At 41.6% G+C, this 17443-nt stretch carries 11 protein-coding genes; 5 read left to right on the forward strand and 6 right to left on the reverse strand.

Annotation, left to right across the window (positions count from 1 at the left end; translation table 11 throughout):
* Positions 1-32: 32 nt before the first annotated feature.
* On the reverse strand, positions 33-1082 hold the full coding sequence (gene ansB / locus JI723_RS14255) for an L-asparaginase 2 (protein ID WP_272581010.1): 1050 nt from the start codon (positions 1080-1082) through the stop codon (positions 33-35).
* Positions 1083-1262: 180 nt separating this feature from the next.
* On the opposite strand from ansB, the gene ycaO reads away from it, so the two are divergent.
* The 5 genes from ycaO (at position 1263) to JI723_RS14280 (ending at position 8782) form a co-directional block, all read left to right on the forward strand.
* Positions 1263-3017, forward strand: coding sequence for a 30S ribosomal protein S12 methylthiotransferase accessory factor YcaO (ycaO, locus tag JI723_RS14260; protein WP_272581007.1), 1755 nt, complete (start codon positions 1263-1265; stop codon positions 3015-3017).
* Between the two features lie 344 nt (positions 3018-3361).
* Positions 3362-4219 carry a formate transporter FocA gene (focA, locus tag JI723_RS14265; protein WP_070924906.1) on the forward strand — a complete coding sequence of 286 codons (858 nt, stop codon included), beginning with the start codon at positions 3362-3364 and terminating at the stop codon, positions 4217-4219.
* Positions 4220-4289: 70 nt separating this feature from the next.
* On the forward strand, positions 4290-6572 hold the full coding sequence (pflB, locus tag JI723_RS14270; protein ID WP_070924907.1) for a formate C-acetyltransferase: 2283 nt from the start codon (positions 4290-4292) through the stop codon (positions 6570-6572).
* A 208-nt stretch (positions 6573-6780) separates the two neighbouring features.
* Positions 6781-7575: a pyruvate formate lyase 1-activating protein gene (gene pflA / locus JI723_RS14275; RefSeq protein WP_070924908.1), complete on the forward strand. Its 795-nt coding sequence runs from the start codon at positions 6781-6783 to the stop codon at positions 7573-7575.
* Positions 7576-7936: 361 nt separating this feature from the next.
* Positions 7937-8782, forward strand: a complete 846-nt coding sequence (locus JI723_RS14280; protein WP_070924909.1) for a BPSS1780 family membrane protein — start codon at positions 7937-7939, stop codon at positions 8780-8782.
* Positions 8783-8856: 74 nt separating this feature from the next.
* Here the strand turns inward: JI723_RS14280 and serS are convergent, their stop codons facing one another.
* The 5 genes from serS to lrp form a co-directional block, all read right to left on the reverse strand.
* Entirely contained in the window at positions 8857-10146 is a 1290-nt protein-coding gene (gene serS / locus JI723_RS14285) for a serine--tRNA ligase (protein WP_272581008.1), read from the reverse strand.
* A 268-nt stretch (positions 10147-10414) separates the two neighbouring features.
* Positions 10415-11758, reverse strand: a complete 1344-nt coding sequence (locus tag JI723_RS14290) for a replication-associated recombination protein A (protein WP_070924910.1) — start codon at positions 11756-11758, stop codon at positions 10415-10417.
* 9 nt (positions 11759-11767) lie between these two features.
* On the reverse strand, positions 11768-12388 hold the full coding sequence (gene lolA / locus JI723_RS14295) for an outer membrane lipoprotein periplasmic chaperone LolA (protein WP_337979528.1): 621 nt from the start codon (positions 12386-12388) through the stop codon (positions 11768-11770).
* Positions 12389-12434: 46 nt separating this feature from the next.
* Positions 12435-16055 (reverse strand): DNA translocase FtsK 4TM domain-containing protein, encoded by a 3621-nt coding sequence (locus tag JI723_RS14300; RefSeq protein WP_337979529.1) that lies wholly within the window; start codon positions 16053-16055, stop codon positions 12435-12437.
* Positions 16056-16520: 465 nt separating this feature from the next.
* Positions 16521-17015: a leucine-responsive transcriptional regulator Lrp gene (lrp, locus tag JI723_RS14305; RefSeq protein WP_004918089.1), complete on the reverse strand. Its 495-nt coding sequence runs from the start codon at positions 17013-17015 to the stop codon at positions 16521-16523.
* Positions 17016-17443 lie beyond the last annotated feature (428 nt).

Genomic DNA, 17443 nt, shown 5'->3' on the forward strand with positions numbered 1-17443 from the left:
ATATCCCTTATTTATGCTCAAATAATTACAGATTAATATTTTTCAAATAGTGCTTGGATTTGCTGAGGATTTTTAGTTTCAGTTAGCGCTAATTGTAATAAAACGCGTGCTTTTTGTGGATTTAGCCGTTCTGATGCCACAAAACCGTATAAATTATCATCAACTTCAGCATTACGCGTGGTATACCCTGTTGGTACGCGGCTTGAACGAACGACGACAATTCCCTCTTTCGCTGCATTAGCTAAAGCATCGAAAACAGTTTTATACATGTTGCCATTACCAACCCCTGCACTGACAATGCCTTCAACCCCCTCTTCTCGTAATGCTTTAATGGGTGCAGCTGATGCATTAGAATAGTTGTAAATGATATCAACTTTAGGCAGTTTATCTAATTTGCTCACATCAAAAGCGGCTTTGCTGGTTCTTGGTATTGCAGGTTTATAAAATGTCACTTTGCCATCATGAATAAAACCTTGTGCCCCAGCGTTAACTGCGTCAAAGGCTTGCACTTCAGTTGTACTCATTTTAACCACATCACGCCCTTGAACGACTTTGTCATTCATCACCATCAGCACGCCTCGCTCCCCCGCAGATTGATCTGTGGCCAGTACAACTGCGTTGTAAAGATTTAACGGGCCATCAGCCCCAAGTGCCGTTGATGGTCTCATCGCACCAACGAGTACAATAGGTTTCTGGCAAGATATCGTGAGATCAAGAAAAAAAGCCGTTTCCTCAAGTGTGTCAGTACCATGAGTGATCACAAAACCATCTGTTTTATCGCACTCTTGGTTAATTTTTTTTGCTAACGTTAACCAAACTTGGTCATTCATATCTTGGGAACCGATATTAACTACTTGTTCACCACTAAGGTTAGCTAGCTTTTTCATCTCTGGAACTGCATTAATCAGCGCATCGATCCCCACTTTTCCTGCTTGATAGCTCGATGATGTTGACGAATCCCCCCCACCAGCAATGGTTCCCCCTGTGGCTAACACTGTGATATTGGGTAGTGCAAATGCCGCTCCTGTGCATAGTGAAAGAGAGATAGCTGTTGCCAGTAATACTTTGTTGTTAAGTTTCATCATATAACTCCCATTTATATAAACTACAGTTATTATGTGGAATTAGAACAGTATTTCCGTGATGACGCTTATTATTTTAGATGAAATTGCTGACAATCAGATAATTTTGCGTGAGATATAATACAAAAATCCGTATCATAGTTGCTTATTCCTCCCTCAAACTAAATAAGTCATAGACCTATGAGCCAAACATTTATTCCTGGCAAAGATGCCGCCCTTGAAGTCTCCATCGATGCATTTCAAACTAAATTGAAAAAGCTAGGATTCGATATTGAAGAAGCCTCATGGCTGAACCCTGTACCCAATGTTTGGTCAGTGCATATCCGTGACAAAGAGTGTCCTCTTTGCTTTACCAACGGTAAGGGAGCTAGTAAAAAAGCGGCTTTGGCTTCAGCGCTTGGTGAATATTTTGAGCGTTTATCAACTAACTACTTCTTTGCTGATTTCTATTTAGGTAAATCGATCGCTGAAGGTGATTTCGTCCACTATCCAAATGAAAAATGGTTCCCTTTAACTGAAGATGACGCATTACCTGAAGGTATTTTGGACTCACGTTTACGTAAATTTTATGATCCAGACAATGCGTTAGCAGGTAGCCAATTAATTGATTTGCAATCAGGTAATGAAGAACGAGGCATTTGTGCACTACCTTTTACTCGTCAGTCTGATAATCAAACTGTCTATATTCCGATGAATATCATTGGCAATTTATATGTTTCTAACGGAATGTCCGCAGGTAACACGCCAAATGAAGCCCGAGTTCAAGGTCTATCTGAAGTTTTCGAACGATTTGTTAAAAATCGTATTATTGCAGAAAGTATCAGTTTACCGGCGATCCCAGCTGAAGTGATGGCACGTTACCCATCAGTTGTTGAAGCGGTCGAGACATTAGAAAATGAAGGTTTCCCAATTTTCTGCTATGACGCATCACTTGGTGGTCAATTCCCTGTCATTTGTGTGGTTTTATTTAATCCTCAGAATGGTACCTGCTTTGCTTCTTTTGGTGCTCACCCTGATTTTGGTGTTGCATTAGAGCGTACAGTCACTGAATTGCTGCAAGGCCGTGGATTAAAAGATCTGGATGTGTTCAATGCCCCAACTTTTGATGACGAAGAAGTGGCTGAACATACTAACTTAGAAACGCACTTTATCGATTCAAGTGGCCTTATCAGTTGGGATCTATTTAAAGATGATGCCGATTATGAATTTGCTGATTGGAGCTTCAAAGGCACTACCCAAGAAGAGTTTTCCACATTAATGGCTATCTTCAAGCAATTAGATGCGGAAGTTTATATTGCTGATTACAACCATCTCGGTGTGTATGCATGCCGTATATTAGTACCAGGTATGTCAGATATTTACCCTGTTGAGGATCTGCATATTGCAAACAATGCGATGGGAGCACATCTACGTGAAACTATCATCAATCTTCCTGACAGCCAATGGGAAAAACAAGATTACCTTGCTTTGATTGAGCAACTCGATGACGAAGGTCTTGATGATTTCACGCGTGTGCGTGAGTTACTCGGCCTCGCAGTCGGTAAAGATAACGGTTGGAGCAACCTACGTATTGGTGAATTGAAATCAATGCTAGCACTTGCTGGTGGTGATCTTGACCAAGCACTTGCTTGGGTTGAATGGACACAAGACTTTAATAGTTCAGTGTTTACGGCTGAACGTGCTAATTATTATCGTTGCTTACAAACATTGCTGTTATTAAGCCAAGAAGAACAGCGTGACATATCACAATACTACACTGCATTTGTGCGTATGTATGGCCAAGCGGCCGTTGATGCCGCATCAGCTGCATTGGTAGGAGAAGCCAGTTTCTATGGTTTGTGGTCAATTGATGATGAGTTAAAAGCGTTGCCAGCTCACCAAGCCCTATTGGCTGCTTATGAAAAATTACAAAAAGCAAAACGTGAAAACGCTTAGTTTTTCGTATATTTAATCTTTTTTCGATAATGGCCTGTGGGCCATTATCTTTTCATAAATTAAATTAATTAAAAGTAAACGATATTTTTTAATATTTGGATAACAATTCATCCCATTTATTTACTTTCTTTTTGAGTTCAGCTCTACAATATAAAAATTTTTTATAAATTTTAAAATTTATTTAAACCAATAAAATCAAAAAGATAATCCTATTTTTTACGTTTTATTAACAAACAATAGCGGTAACTTGCAAGAGTTCATGATCCATATCAAATTTCTCAGTTATACCGTTTGTTACTATGATTGCGTGCTATAATTAATCAACTTTGTAAGAGAGTGTTAGTATGAAAGCTGACAACCCTTTTAATCTTTTGCCTCCTGCTGTAATGGCTCAAGTAGCGGATGACTCTGGTGTCTACAAAGCCAACAAACATCCCGCAATTACTTACTTGTCAGCATTCACTGCCGGTATCTTTATATCCATTGCATTTGTTTTTTATATTACTGCGACTACCGGTGCGCAAACAGCCCCATTTGGTTTTACTAAATTAATTGGTGGCGTGTGCTTCTCTCTTGGATTAATGCTTGTCGTCGTTTGTGGTGCAGATTTATTTACTTCCACGGTACTGACGATAGTCTCAAAAGCAACAGGCAGGATCACTTGGGGACAGATGTTCCTAAACTGGTTCAATGTTTATATTGGTAACTTGATTGGCGCACTGTTTTTTGTTGCCCTGATTTGGTTTGCCGGCCAATATACCGCAGCAAATGGGCAATGGGGTCTAAATGTACTGCAAACCGCAGACCACAAATTACACCATACCTTTATTGAAGGCGTTTGCTTGGGTATTTTAGCTAACTTAATGGTTTGTTTAGCTGTTTGGATGAGTTATTCAGGTCGTAGCCTTGCCGATAAACTATTGGTACTCGTGCTCCCTGTCGCCATGTTCGTTGCTAGCGGTTTTGAGCATAGCATCGCTAACATGTTTATGATCCCGTTAGGTATTATGATCAAAGAATTTGCACCTATCGAGTATTGGGCTCAAATTGGCGTCTCTCCAGAGCAATTTTCTCAACTGACCGTTAGCAATTTTATTACAGACAACCTGATCCCCGTCACTATCGGTAATATCATTGGCGGAGCACTGTTAGTTGGTCTGATTTATTGGTTCATGCATTTACGTAGTGGTCAAAAACATTAATAGCCACTAATACACACGAAAAGATTTATTAAGATCCTTAAAAGATCCATTGTTAAAAGGTAAAAGTATCATGTCAGAATTAAATGAAAAATTCGCTTTAGCATGGCAAGGTTTTAACCAAGGTAACTGGCAGGATAACGTCGATGTACGTGACTTCATCCAGAAAAACTATACTCCATATGAAGGTGATGAATCTTTCTTAGCAGGCTCTACTCCAGCAACTGATAAGTTGTGGGAAAAAGTCATGGAAGGTATCAAAATTGAAAACCGTACTCATGCACCCGTTGATTTTGACACTGATGTTGCATCAACGATCATTTCCCATGATGCGGGCTATATCGCTAAAGATTTAGAGCAAATCGTTGGTCTGCAAACTGATGCACCTCTGAAACGTGGTCTTATCCCATTCGGTGGGATCAAAATGGTTGAAGGCTCATGCAAAGCTTACGATCGTACTTTAGATCCAAGCCTGAAAAAAATCTTTACAGAATACCGTAAAACTCACAACCAAGGTGTTTTCGATGTCTATACCCCAGACATCCTAAAATGCCGTAAATCAGGTATCTTAACCGGTCTGCCTGATGCCTATGGTCGTGGTCGTATCATCGGTGACTACCGTCGTGTTGCTCTGTACGGTATTGATTTCCTGATGAAAGACAAATTTAATCAATTCACCTCTCTGCAAGAAAAATTAGAGAAAGGTGACGATCTGCAAATGACCATCCAACTGCGCGAAGAAATTGCTGAACAGCATCGCGCACTTGGTCAAATCAAAGAGATGGCTGCAAAATATGGCTATGACATCTCTGGCCCTGCAACCAATGCCCAAGAAGCCGTTCAATGGACTTACTTCGGTTACTTAGCTGCCGTTAAATCACAAAACGGTGCAGCAATGTCATTCGGTCGTGTTTCAACCTTCTTAGACGTTTATATCCAACGTGATCTTGAAGCAGGCAAACTGACTGAACAAGAAGCGCAAGAGCTGATTGACCACTTGGTGATGAAACTGCGTATGGTACGTTTCCTACGTACTCCTGAATATGATGAGTTGTTCTCTGGTGACCCAATTTGGGCGACAGAATCACTCGCAGGTATGGGTCTTGATGGTCGTACATTGGTGACCAAAAACACCTTCCGTTTCCTGAACACACTCTATACCATGGGCCCTTCACCAGAGCCTAATATGACTATCCTGTGGTCAGAAAAACTGCCTCTAAGCTTCAAAAAATTTGCAGCTAAAGTGTCAATCGATACTTCATCAGTTCAGTATGAAAACGATGATTTGATGCGCCCTGACTTTAACAACGATGACTACGCTATCGCATGTTGCGTGAGCCCAATGATTGTTGGTAAACAAATGCAGTTCTTCGGTGCTCGTGCTAACTTAGCGAAAACTATGCTGTATACCATCAACGGTGGTATCGATGAAAAACTGAAAATGCAAGTTGGTCCTAAACATGCACCAATCATGGATGAAGTTCTTGACTTCGATACTGTGATGGATCGTATGGATCACTTCATGGATTGGTTAGCGACTCAATATGTCACCGCACTGAATATTATTCACTATATGCATGACAAATATAGCTATGAAGCTGCATTGATGGCTCTGCATGACCGTGATGTGTATCGTACAATGGCATGTGGTATCGCGGGTCTGTCAGTTGCAGCTGACTCACTGTCTGCTATCAAATACGCAAAAGTTAAACCAATTCGTGATGAAGACGGCATTGCTGTTGACTTTGAAATCGAAGGTGAATATCCACAATTTGGTAACAACGACTCTCGTGTTGATGATATTGCTTGCGACCTAGTTGAACGTTTCATGAAGAAAATTCAGAAACTGCACACTTACCGTAACGCAGTACCAACTCAGTCTATCTTAACCATCACCTCTAACGTTGTGTATGGTAAGAAAACAGGTAACACCCCAGATGGTCGTCGTGCTGGCGCGCCATTCGGACCAGGTGCTAACCCAATGCACGGTCGTGACCAAAAAGGTGCGGTTGCTTCACTGACTTCAGTTGCTAAACTGCCATTTGCTTACGCGAAAGATGGTATTTCTTATACCTTCTCCATCGTACCAAATGCATTAGGTAAAGATGATGATGTACGTAAAGCGAACTTAGCGGGTCTAATGGATGGTTATTTCCACCATGAAGCCTCTATCGAAGGTGGCCAACACCTGAACGTTAACGTCATGAACCGTGAAATGCTGTTAGATGCAATGGAAAACCCAGAGAAATATCCACAGCTCACTATCCGTGTTTCAGGCTATGCAGTACGCTTTAACTCATTGACTAAAGAGCAACAGCAAGACGTTATTACTCGTACTTTCACCAGTTCAATGTAATAATTAGATTAGTAAATCAATTAAAATAACTAAAAAGCCCCACCTCATGGGGCTTTTTTAGAATTAAACCTGAATACTTTAAGCCATTCTTCTAAACTAAAAACAAGTAAAGTTATCCCATGAGTCTACGTGAGTATTGATTCGGATAGTTGAATATAACCAGCCTTCTGCGGTTTGAAGTATGACGGATATTTTTGGAGTTCCTGCTATGTCGACAACTACAACAACCATCCCAACTCTTGATATTTCAACAACCTCACCACCAGCGACGCTTGGTCGTATCCACTCGTTTGAATCATGTGGAACCGTCGATGGACCGGGGATCCGTTTTATCGTCTTCTTTCAAGGCTGTCTAATGCGTTGTATGTATTGCCATAACCGCGATACATGGGATACCCATACAGGCCAAATCGTTACCGTTGATGAATTAATGAAAGAAGCGGTGACCTATCGCCACTTTATGAATGCAACAGGTGGTGGCGTCACCGCATCTGGCGGAGAAGCTATTCTACAAGCTGAATTTGTTCGCGACTGGTTCCGAGCTTGTAAAGCACAAAATATCCATACTTGCCTCGATACGAATGGCTTTGTTCGCCGCTATGATCCGGTTATCGATGAGCTAATGGAAGTCACTGATTTAGTCATGCTCGACTTAAAACAACTCAATGATGAAATCCACCAAACATTAGTCGGTGTGTCTAACCATCGTACACTTGAGTTCGCCCGCTACCTTGCTAAACGCAATCAAAAAACATGGGTTCGTTATGTTGTCGTTCCGGGTTGGAGCGATGATGATCACTCTGTGCATTTACTTGGTGAATTTACCAAAGACATGAAAAATATCGAAAAAATTGAGCTACTCCCATACCATGAATTAGGCAAACACAAATGGGAAACTATGGGTGAAGAGTACAAGTTAGATGGTGTTAAACCACCATCAAAAGAGGTGATGGAACGCGTTAAAAACATCCTTGAGAGCTATGGTCACAAAGTCCTCTATTAGTTAAGTATTACGGCTCTATTAAGGTATAGAGCCGTGATTTTCCATAACAAGTCATTCCTTTATCTGACCTTCCTACTTCTCATCGTACAAATCAATCCAGATAATATATTTTATCTATTCAAAAATAATAGTTATTTCCTTCTTTTCAATATCCTATTCTCAAAAGATAACCTAATTTATTTTTGTCTGACAAGAAGATACATACAATAAAGCAGTTACCAGAATAGTCTGCTTTGAATGATATGAATTTATTTGCATAATAAATTGTTATCTATATTTTGATTTTTTGTTTTTTTAACTAAACTAGTTTCAATAATAATATATTGCTAATTCTCTATAAATTACGGGTTAATACTAGATCATGAATAGTGAAAATTTCGATTCACAAAATGCACCGGTTCCTTCTCAAAACCAACCGAATCAAGTTGATACTTCAATTTTTCTTACTGAGCCGCGTGCTGTAGATGCTGGCGAAGGGATTAATTGGATCAGCCAAGCTTGGGCAATGGTGAAAGAAAAATTAGGTATGTGGGTTCTTATCAACATTATTTTCTTTGCCGTTATACTGGTTGTATCGATGATCCCATTTATCAACTTTTTCGTTTCATTTATCACCCCAATTTTAATTGGTGGCATTATTGCGATTAGTGAAAAACAACGCAAAACAGGTGAAGTTGAAATCGGATTATTATTTGCTGGGTTCCAACAAAAATTCGGCGCTCTATTTGCTGTAGGTGCGATTAATTTCGGTATTTCATTAATCGGTGGCATTATTGCTATTATGATTGGTGGCACAGCATTACTTAGCATCATGTTAGAAATGAGTCAAGGTGGCCAAGTTTCTCCTGAAACAATTATGGCTCTAAGTGGTTCATTCTTCTATATTTTTGTTATTATGGCAGTTGCTGGTTTAGTTGGCGCTGCAATGACTTGGTTTGCTCCTGCATTAATCATGAATCATGATTTTAAAGTAGGTGCAGCTATCTCTGCGAGCCTAAAAGCGGTTAGCAAAAACATTCTGCCGGGTATCCTATTCTTTGTTGTCTTGGCAATTATTATGTTCATTTCCGCAATTCCATTAGGGCTAGGTCTGTTAATCACATTCCCTATTATGTATGTCGGTTACTACACTAGCTATCGCAGTCTGTTCTTTGCTCAAACACATAGCAATAACCAAGCATCACAACAAAATTCAATTATTAGCTAATTGAGTTTTAATATATAAAAAAATCGCCACTTTTTAGTGGCGATTTTATTTGTAATTAATCCAATATGAATTAATTAACCAATATACTCTAGCCCTTTCATATACGGACGTAATACTTCTGGCACTTCAATACGGCCATCTGCTAACTGGTAATTTTCCAGTACCGCAACTAAAGTACGACCTACAGCAAGGCCTGAACCATTCAAAGTGTGAACCAGCTGAGTTTTCTTATCACCTTTGCTACGGAAGCGAGCTTGCATACGGCGAGCTTGGAAATCCCACATGTTAGAACATGATGAAATCTCACGATAAGTATTTTGAGCCGGTAACCAGACTTCTAAGTCGTAGGTTTTACGAGATCCAAAACCTATATCACCTGTACATAAAATGACTTTACGATAAGGTAGCTTCAGTAATTGCAGCACTTTTTCCGCATGGCCAGTCAACTCTTCTAATGCTTCCATCGATTTTTCTGGATGAACGACTTGAACCAATTCAACTTTATCAAATTGGTGCATACGGATCAGACCACGCGTATCACGACCATAAGAACCAGCCTCTGAACGGAAGCATGGCGTATGTGCCGTCATTTTTAATGGTAGAACATCTTCATCTAAAATTTCGTCACGCACTAAGTTAGTCACTGGTACTTCTGCTGTTGGAATCAATGCATAAGTACTTTCAGCTTCTTCTTCCAGTGGCTTAGTATGGAATAGATCTTCCCCAAATTTTGGTAATTGGCCGGTACCATACAGGGTGTCATGATTAACCAAATAAGGAACATACAGCTCTTGGTAACCATGCTGCTCAGTATGTAAATCCAACATGAATTGTGCCAATGCACGGTGTAAACGAGCAATTTGCCCTTTCATCACCACAAAACGTGCACCAGTCAGTTTTACCGCAGCAGGGAAATCTAACCCACCCGCTAACTCACCAAGGCTGACGTGATCTTTAACTTCGAAGTCATATTGACGAGGCTCACCCCAACGAGCAACTTCGACGTTATCTGAATCATCTTTGCCATCAGGAACAGCATCATCAGGCATATTCGGGATACTTAGTGCAATATCACGGATTTCTTGTTGCAGCTTATCTAATGCGAGCTTAGCAGCATCCAATTTTTCGCCTAACAGGTTAACTTCCTGACGCAGAGGCTCAATATCCTCACCACGTGCCTTAGCGGCACCAATGGTTTTCGATCGCGAGTTACGGTCTGCTTGCAGGGATTCAGTTTCAACTTGTAAAACTTTGCGGCGTTCTTCTAATTCACGCAGCTTTTCCACATCAAGGGTAAAACCCCTGCGAGCCAGTTTTTCAGCAACCGCGTCTAGCTCCGTACGCAGTAAATTGGGATCGAGCATGCTTATCCTGTGATTATTGTTAGTAAATATCCAAATGAGATACAACGCACTCCGGCGTTATTCTCTTCACACCATTTCAAACCGTTTATACTCGTCATACTTCATGTCGTTGACTAGGCTCATTCGCGCTAGTTACATACTTATGTATGCGCCTAGCGGCTCATTTAGCTGTCACCTAACTGTACCTCGAATTATTTAGAGTATAGTATTTCAGCGGCTTAAAATTTATAAAAAAATATTGCTTTATAACCTTACCGCATTGCCCACATTAGCGATAGCGTTTTGTTGAGCTATTTTGATCCTGCTGCGCTAACCAGTTTAATTTTTCGGCTATTTTGCCTTCTAAACCACGATTTGTTGGGTGGTAATACTGAGTTTGCTGCATTTCAGGAGGGAAATACACTTCACCCGCAGCGTAGGCATTGTCTTCATCATGTGCATAGCGATACCCTTTGCCTGCACCCAACTCTTTCATCAGTTTAGTTGGGGCATTACGCAAATGAGCCGGTACATCATAATCAGGCTGCATCTGTGCATCTGATAATGCAGCTTTATAGGCGGTATAAACTGCATTACTTTTAGGTGCGCAAGCTAAATAAACAATTGCTTGAGCAATCGCTCTTTCACCTTCAGCAGGACCCACTCGAGTAAAACAATCCCATGCTGAAATAGCCACTTGCATCGCTCGTGGATCTGCATTGCCCACATCTTCAGAGGCAATCGCTAACAAGCGACGAGCAACATACAGAGGATCACCACCGGCGGTAATAATACGTGCATACCAATACAAAGCAGCGTCAGGTGCTGAGCCACGCACTGATTTATGTAGCGCCGAAATTAAATCGTAATAACGGTCGCCTTTGTTATCAAAACGCGCTGTTCGTTCACCACTCACCTCTTTTAACAATTCAGCAGTAAGCACCCGTTGACCGTGGCTATCACTTTCCGCCATATCAGCCATCATTTCGAGTAGATTAAGCGAGCGCCTAGCATCGCCATTAACCAATTCAGCGATAAGTTTACGAGTACTGTCAGGTAGGATGATATTTTGTCCACCAAGGCCACGCTGTGCATCACCCATTGCTTGTAATAGCACCTCTTCGATATCACTAACATCGAGAGATTTGAGTAGATACACTCGCGCACGTGACAATAGTGCAGAATTGAGTTCAAAAGAGGGGTTTTCTGTCGTAGCACCAATGAAAGTGATCGTACCATCCTCAATATGAGGCAAAAAAGCATCTTGCTGGCTTTTGTTAAAGCGATGAACTTCATCGACAAATAAAATAGTTCGACGACCTGCACTGCGGTTTTGGCGTGCTTTTTCGATGGATTCGCGTATCTCTTTAATACCGGAAGTGACCGCAGAGATACGTTCAATATCCGCTTGGGCGTAATGGCCAATAATTTCAGCCAATGTCGTCTTACCTGTCCCCGGAGGCCCCCACAAAATCATTGAGTGTAAATGGCCCGCTTTTATCGCACGCGGCAACGGTTTACCCTCAGCCAATAAATGTTTTTGGCCTATATACTGTTCAAGTACCTCTGGACGCATACGTGCGGCCAAAGGTTGAAATTCATTTTGTGAAAAATCGAGAGACAGGTTACCCACTATTTCCTCTTATTTACCACCTGAGCGTTGATCATCCAATGTCACGCCTTTCGGTACTGTAAAAGTAAATTTACTTTTATCGACGCTACCATTTTTCTGTTCTTTCAACTGATAGGCACTGGTTTGTCCATCTTGCTCAACAGCCGCAAATTTCTCAATGGTCCCTTCAGGGGAAACGGTAATTGAGAAACGTTTTAATGTGCCATTGGTCAGCTTAGGCTTCAAATCAAACGTATTACCCTGTTGAATGATTGAATACTGTTTCCAATCTAATGGATTGTTACGAGTAATTAATAAAAATGGCGTGTCTTGTGTCGCATCAGCTAAATTAGTCACCGTGACTTGATCGACAAAAGGATTATAAAACCATAAGTTTTTACCATCTGAAACTAATACACTTTCATCAGGTGAGGTCATATTCCAATTGAATAAATTAGGTCGCTGCAACCAAAGCTCACCAACGCCTTCCTGTATTAAATCACCTTCAGGGCTGGTCACTTTTTGCGAAAAGCTCGCGTGGAAACTATTGACCTTATTCAGTCGTTCCTGAAGATCTTGACTTGCATCTGCGAGTACTGAGCCGATATGTAAACTCAAGGCTAAAGCGCCCAATAACATCATTTTTTTCATCGAACAAAGACCTTCTGTTGGTACCTAATAGATATTACGCCCTTGACTAGTAATCAGCTTGCCGCGGAGAAAGTACCTCTCGGTTACCATTATGCCCCGGCTCACTAACAATACCTTGTGCTTCCATTTGCTCAACAATACGTGCAGCACGGTTATAACCAATACGGAACTGGCGCTGAACGCCTGAAATTGACACGCGCTGTTTATCAACCACAAATTCTACCGCTTGGTCGAATAAGGGATCCAGTTCTTCATCAGCGCTATCATACCCGCCACCTTCACTTTCTTCACTGCATTTTGTAATGCTGTCGATATATTGTGGGCGACCACGTGCTTTCCAATCATTTACCACCGCGTGAACTTCTTGGTCACGCACAAAGGCACCGTGCACACGCACAGGAATCGATGAGTTAGGTGGCAGATATAACATATCCCCCATACCTAATAATGATTCAGCGCCACCTTGGTCAAGAATGGTACGTGAGTCAATTTTACTTGAAACAGTAAATGCAATACGTGTTGGTATGTTCGCTTTAATTAAACCTGTAATGATATCAACCGATGGACGTTGAGTGGCTAATACTAAGTGGATCCCCGCCGCACGTGCTTTTTGTGCCAGTCGAGCGATCAGTTCTTCCACTTTTTTACCCGCAGTCATCATCAGATCCGCAAACTCATCCACCATGACCACAATATAGGGCTCTTTTTTCAGCATTGGATGTTCCATTTCCATACTGTCACTTGGTTTCCAGTGTGGATCCGGAATTGGACGTCCCATTTCTTCGGCTGCTTTAATTTTATCGTTGTAACCCGCAAGGTTACGTACACCCAACGCTGACATCAGTTTATAACGACGTTCCATTTCATTGACACACCAACGCAATGCATTAGCCGCGTCTTTCATATCCGTCACAACTTCAGTGAGCAAATGCGGGATCCCTTCATAAATTGAAAGCTCCAACATTTTCGGGTCGATCATGATAAAACGTACGTCTTCAGGTTTAGATTTATACAATATACTCAGGATCATCGCGTTGACCCCGACGGATTTACCTGACCCCGTTGTCCCTGCGACTAATAAGTGAGGCATTTTAGCCAAATCAGCAATAACCGGATCACCTTCAATATCTTTACCTAATACCATCGTCAATGGCGATGGATTGTGCCTAAATTGCTCACAATCTAATACTTCTCTTAAATAAACGGTTTGACGTTTTTCATTAGGTAATTCAAGCCCTACATAAGGCTTGCCGGGGATCACCTCAACTACCCTTACTGCGGTGGTTGAAAGTGAACGCGCGAGATCGCGAGATAGCGTTGAAATACGAGCCGCTTTTACCCCTGGGGCTAAATCAAGCTCAAAGCGCGTGATAACTGGCCCCGGAGAGAAACCAACCACTTCAGCCTTAACGCGATAATCATTTAAACGAGCCTCAATTAACCGAGCCGTTTGCTCTAATTTGAACATATCGACAGGTTCTTCTTGTGCAGGAGGACTAGTCAATAGATCGAGCGATGGCATCGGGGTCGTTGGCTTAGGCAACGGTTGGTCGTTACGCACTAAGAATGGGTGGAATAAGCTATCCTGTTGCGGCTGTTGCGGCTGTTGCGGCTGTTGCGGCTGTTGCGGCTGTTGCGGCGTAAAAGTGTGACCTTGGCTAGCTGAAGTATCCAGTGCAGACGTCACATTTCTATTAAAATCTTCTCCTTGAGGATGGCTTGGTGGATTAGATACCGCCGTTGCACTAAATGATGGCATAAATAAAGGATCTGCGGGCTCATCATTAACCAAATCATCAACAGGTGAAAAGCTATCTAAAACAGAGATATGTTCACTAAAATCAAACTTAGGCTCAACGCGATAATCAGCTTCTTCGTTCTCATCATGTGCAGAAAAGTCATGTGCAACATGTTTAAACTGATGAGTTTGCGGTTCTACCTGCTCGGTCGGTGATGCAGCAGAAGGCCAACGATGCTCAATTTCTGGTTGTGTATAGCTAGGGATCACAGGATCAATAGTTTCAGATTGTGGCTGAACCTGCGCACTAAAGGAAGATGTAGGCTCAACGAGCTCATTATGTATATCTTCCTCTGCTCCATCTTCCTCTACCCCATAACGTTCGCGCTGTTGTTGCAAGAACTGCTCCCTAAGCATATTTTCTTGCTCAGCATCATCCTGTTGTTGTTGGTGAGTTTTGTCATCAGTCGCAGACCATTGCTGATAAACTTGTTCACGTTGTTCTGCTTCTTCTTTACGACGCTGTAGTTCCGCATCGCGCTGAGATGGAATACGGATCCCATACAACTCTCTACGCGTTGGTAAACGCACAGGATTTGGCCGAGGTAATTCAGGCTCAAGGTTTTGTTTCACCTGTGCATGGCGTTCGAGTGCAGCAACTGAGATACCTGCGGCAGCTAATGCTGCTGGATTCGCTAACCTATCAGCTACCGATTGACCACTTGCTTGTACCACTGCATCGCTAACAGATGAAGTTGGCATTGAAGGCGTTGCAGTTTCACTACCTTGGCTATTTATTGATGCCGATGGCTGGTGGCTCGGGGTCTCCCAATGCGTTGTTTGGTCTCGACTATCATTGACTGGGTGACGAACATTTTCGTTTACCCTCTCATTTGCAGTTGGCTGATGAGTATAAGTCTCAGTTTGGGCTTGAGCTACCGGTTGCTCAGGCTCAACATTTTTAAATTGATAATCTCTGTCATATAAAACAGGCTGATAGTCATCAGGCACTTCAAAATGATAAGCCTCTTGCTGCTCAATAGCAGAGAACGAAGGTAGTTCCTCTTCTGGCTCTGCGGTGCTTGCTGGTGTTGCAGATGCTGTTGGTGTGACAATTTCAACGGGGGCAGTTTCTGTCGGAAGTTCTTCAGTCTCTATTTGTTGTGACGATGCTAACTCACTAATTGTGGGTGCTGAAAAGAGCACATCATCATCAGCCTGCATGTCATCCAGCGCTTGACGTTCAGCTTCTTGAGCTCGCTGTAAGGCATCTTCAGCCTCTTCGACTTCATAATCGTCATTATCGTCGCCGCGTGCGCGATTGGTCACTAATGTTAATGGGATTAATACCGCAGCCCCAATTTTTTCGGCAATGGTGAGCCATGACCATCCCGTAAATAGTGTGAAACTGATCGCCCATAAAAATAGCAACGCCAGCGTAGCCCCTAATGAATTAAACCATGGCATGATTGCATTACTGAAGACACTGCCTATCACCCCTCCTGAAGAGAAGTTTGGTAAATCATCAAAGTTCAGTGCGGCAAGCCCACATGAGGATAAAATCAGCGCTAAACCACCAATCAACCGTAATGAAAGCGAAAAGAAATCGATATAACGACGTTGGCTCTCATAATGGTAAATTGTCCAACAGCCTAATAGCAATAAAATAGGGATAGCAAAAGCTAATATTCCAAATGCAGAAAAGAGGATATCTGCACTCCATGAACCAACACTTCCCCCTAAATTTTTGACTGGCGCATTCCATGTGGTTTGTGACCAGCTAGGATCAGAAGGGCTAAAGCTGACCAATGCCACCATTAAGAAAATGGCACTTAAGCAAATAGCAAGCAAAATGACCTCAAGTAGCCGTCTTCCGCTACTGAGTTTTTTAAACCGAATGTGTTTGTCTTCTGTATATTCTTGGCTCATTACTGTTTCTTTACTTTCTGACCGATGGTGTCACCAATATCGAGATGAATTAACAAAAACTCGCAATTTCGCAATGATGATTAGCGGAATAGTCAAAGTCATTCTAACACCAATCACCTTGTTATGCGTGACTTGTTGCCTCTATGGCAAACTAAACGACTGTAGACACTGTAAGATGCAGTATTTCATCTTACAGTAGAGGATTCAATTTCTATTTAACGTTAAAAATCTTAATTATTTATACCTTTAATATCAATATATTGAAATCAAAAGTTCAGCTTATTTGAGATGTTTTCAGAAAAAGTCATCGCGATTTGCCACTGTCTTGTAGAAACTTAGTTAGAGAAAATCACTGTCGATATCGGGTTTGCCCCTAAAACGGAACAACGCTGAGTAAACTCAGCGTTGAAACTGCAGTGCGACAACAAAAAATAATGTTGTGCAGAATGAGACTATCGAAGGCTGTTAGCGTGTTTTAATAACCAGACGGTTACTTTGCTTAACTTCTTCCATAACTACATATGTACGAGTATCGTTTACACCCGGCAGACGCAGTAGAGTCTCTCCAAGTAATTTACGGTAAGCGGACATATCTGGCACACGCGTTTTCAACAGATAATCGAAATCACCAGAAACAAGGTGACACTCTTGAATTTCTTCCAGTTTTTGAACCGCAGTATTGAACTGTTCAAATACGTCTGGCGCACCGCGGTTTAAGGTAATTTCAACGAAAACCAATAGTGATGCATCTAAGTAGTGAGGGTTCAGTAATGCGGTATAACCAGAAATAAACCCTTGTCTCTCCAGACGACGAACACGTTCCAAACATGGCGTTGGTGATAGACCAACACGTTTAGACAATTCTACGTTCGAAATACGTCCATCTTTCTGAAGTTCGTTAAGTATATTCCTATCAATACGGTCAAGGTCTTTTCCTGGACGCTTTTTATTGTCAATCATCTCTTTATCTCTCTTTCTCTAATTGTTATTTTCCACACCTATAAAACAGCACCATCCTCGCTCATACTTTATTTATTTAGGTATTCGTGTTCAGGAGCAAATTTTATGCGCAATGCTGAAATCGGCGTGAACAGAAAACCTGTCCACAATGATTACCTGTTTGTTAAGTTATAAGTGTTGTAAAGTTAACTTTCCGGCAAGAACAAAAATGCACCGTTTACATTGGCCTGCTAGATAATTAACTCTTACATAGATGTTTTCGCAAATGCACAGCCGATTGTCAAAGCAAATGAATAAAAATCAGTACAAGATTTCGCTTTTTTTTCTATTCAAACGTTTCGCCGGCAGGTTTCAAGAATATTCCTAAAAATTATGCCATGTGATGTGGACATGCTTGCCACAGTAAATTTTCACTTTAATGACTATCG

This window comes from Providencia manganoxydans, from assembly GCF_016618195.1.
Lineage (GTDB): Bacteria > Pseudomonadota > Gammaproteobacteria > Enterobacterales > Enterobacteriaceae > Providencia > Providencia manganoxydans.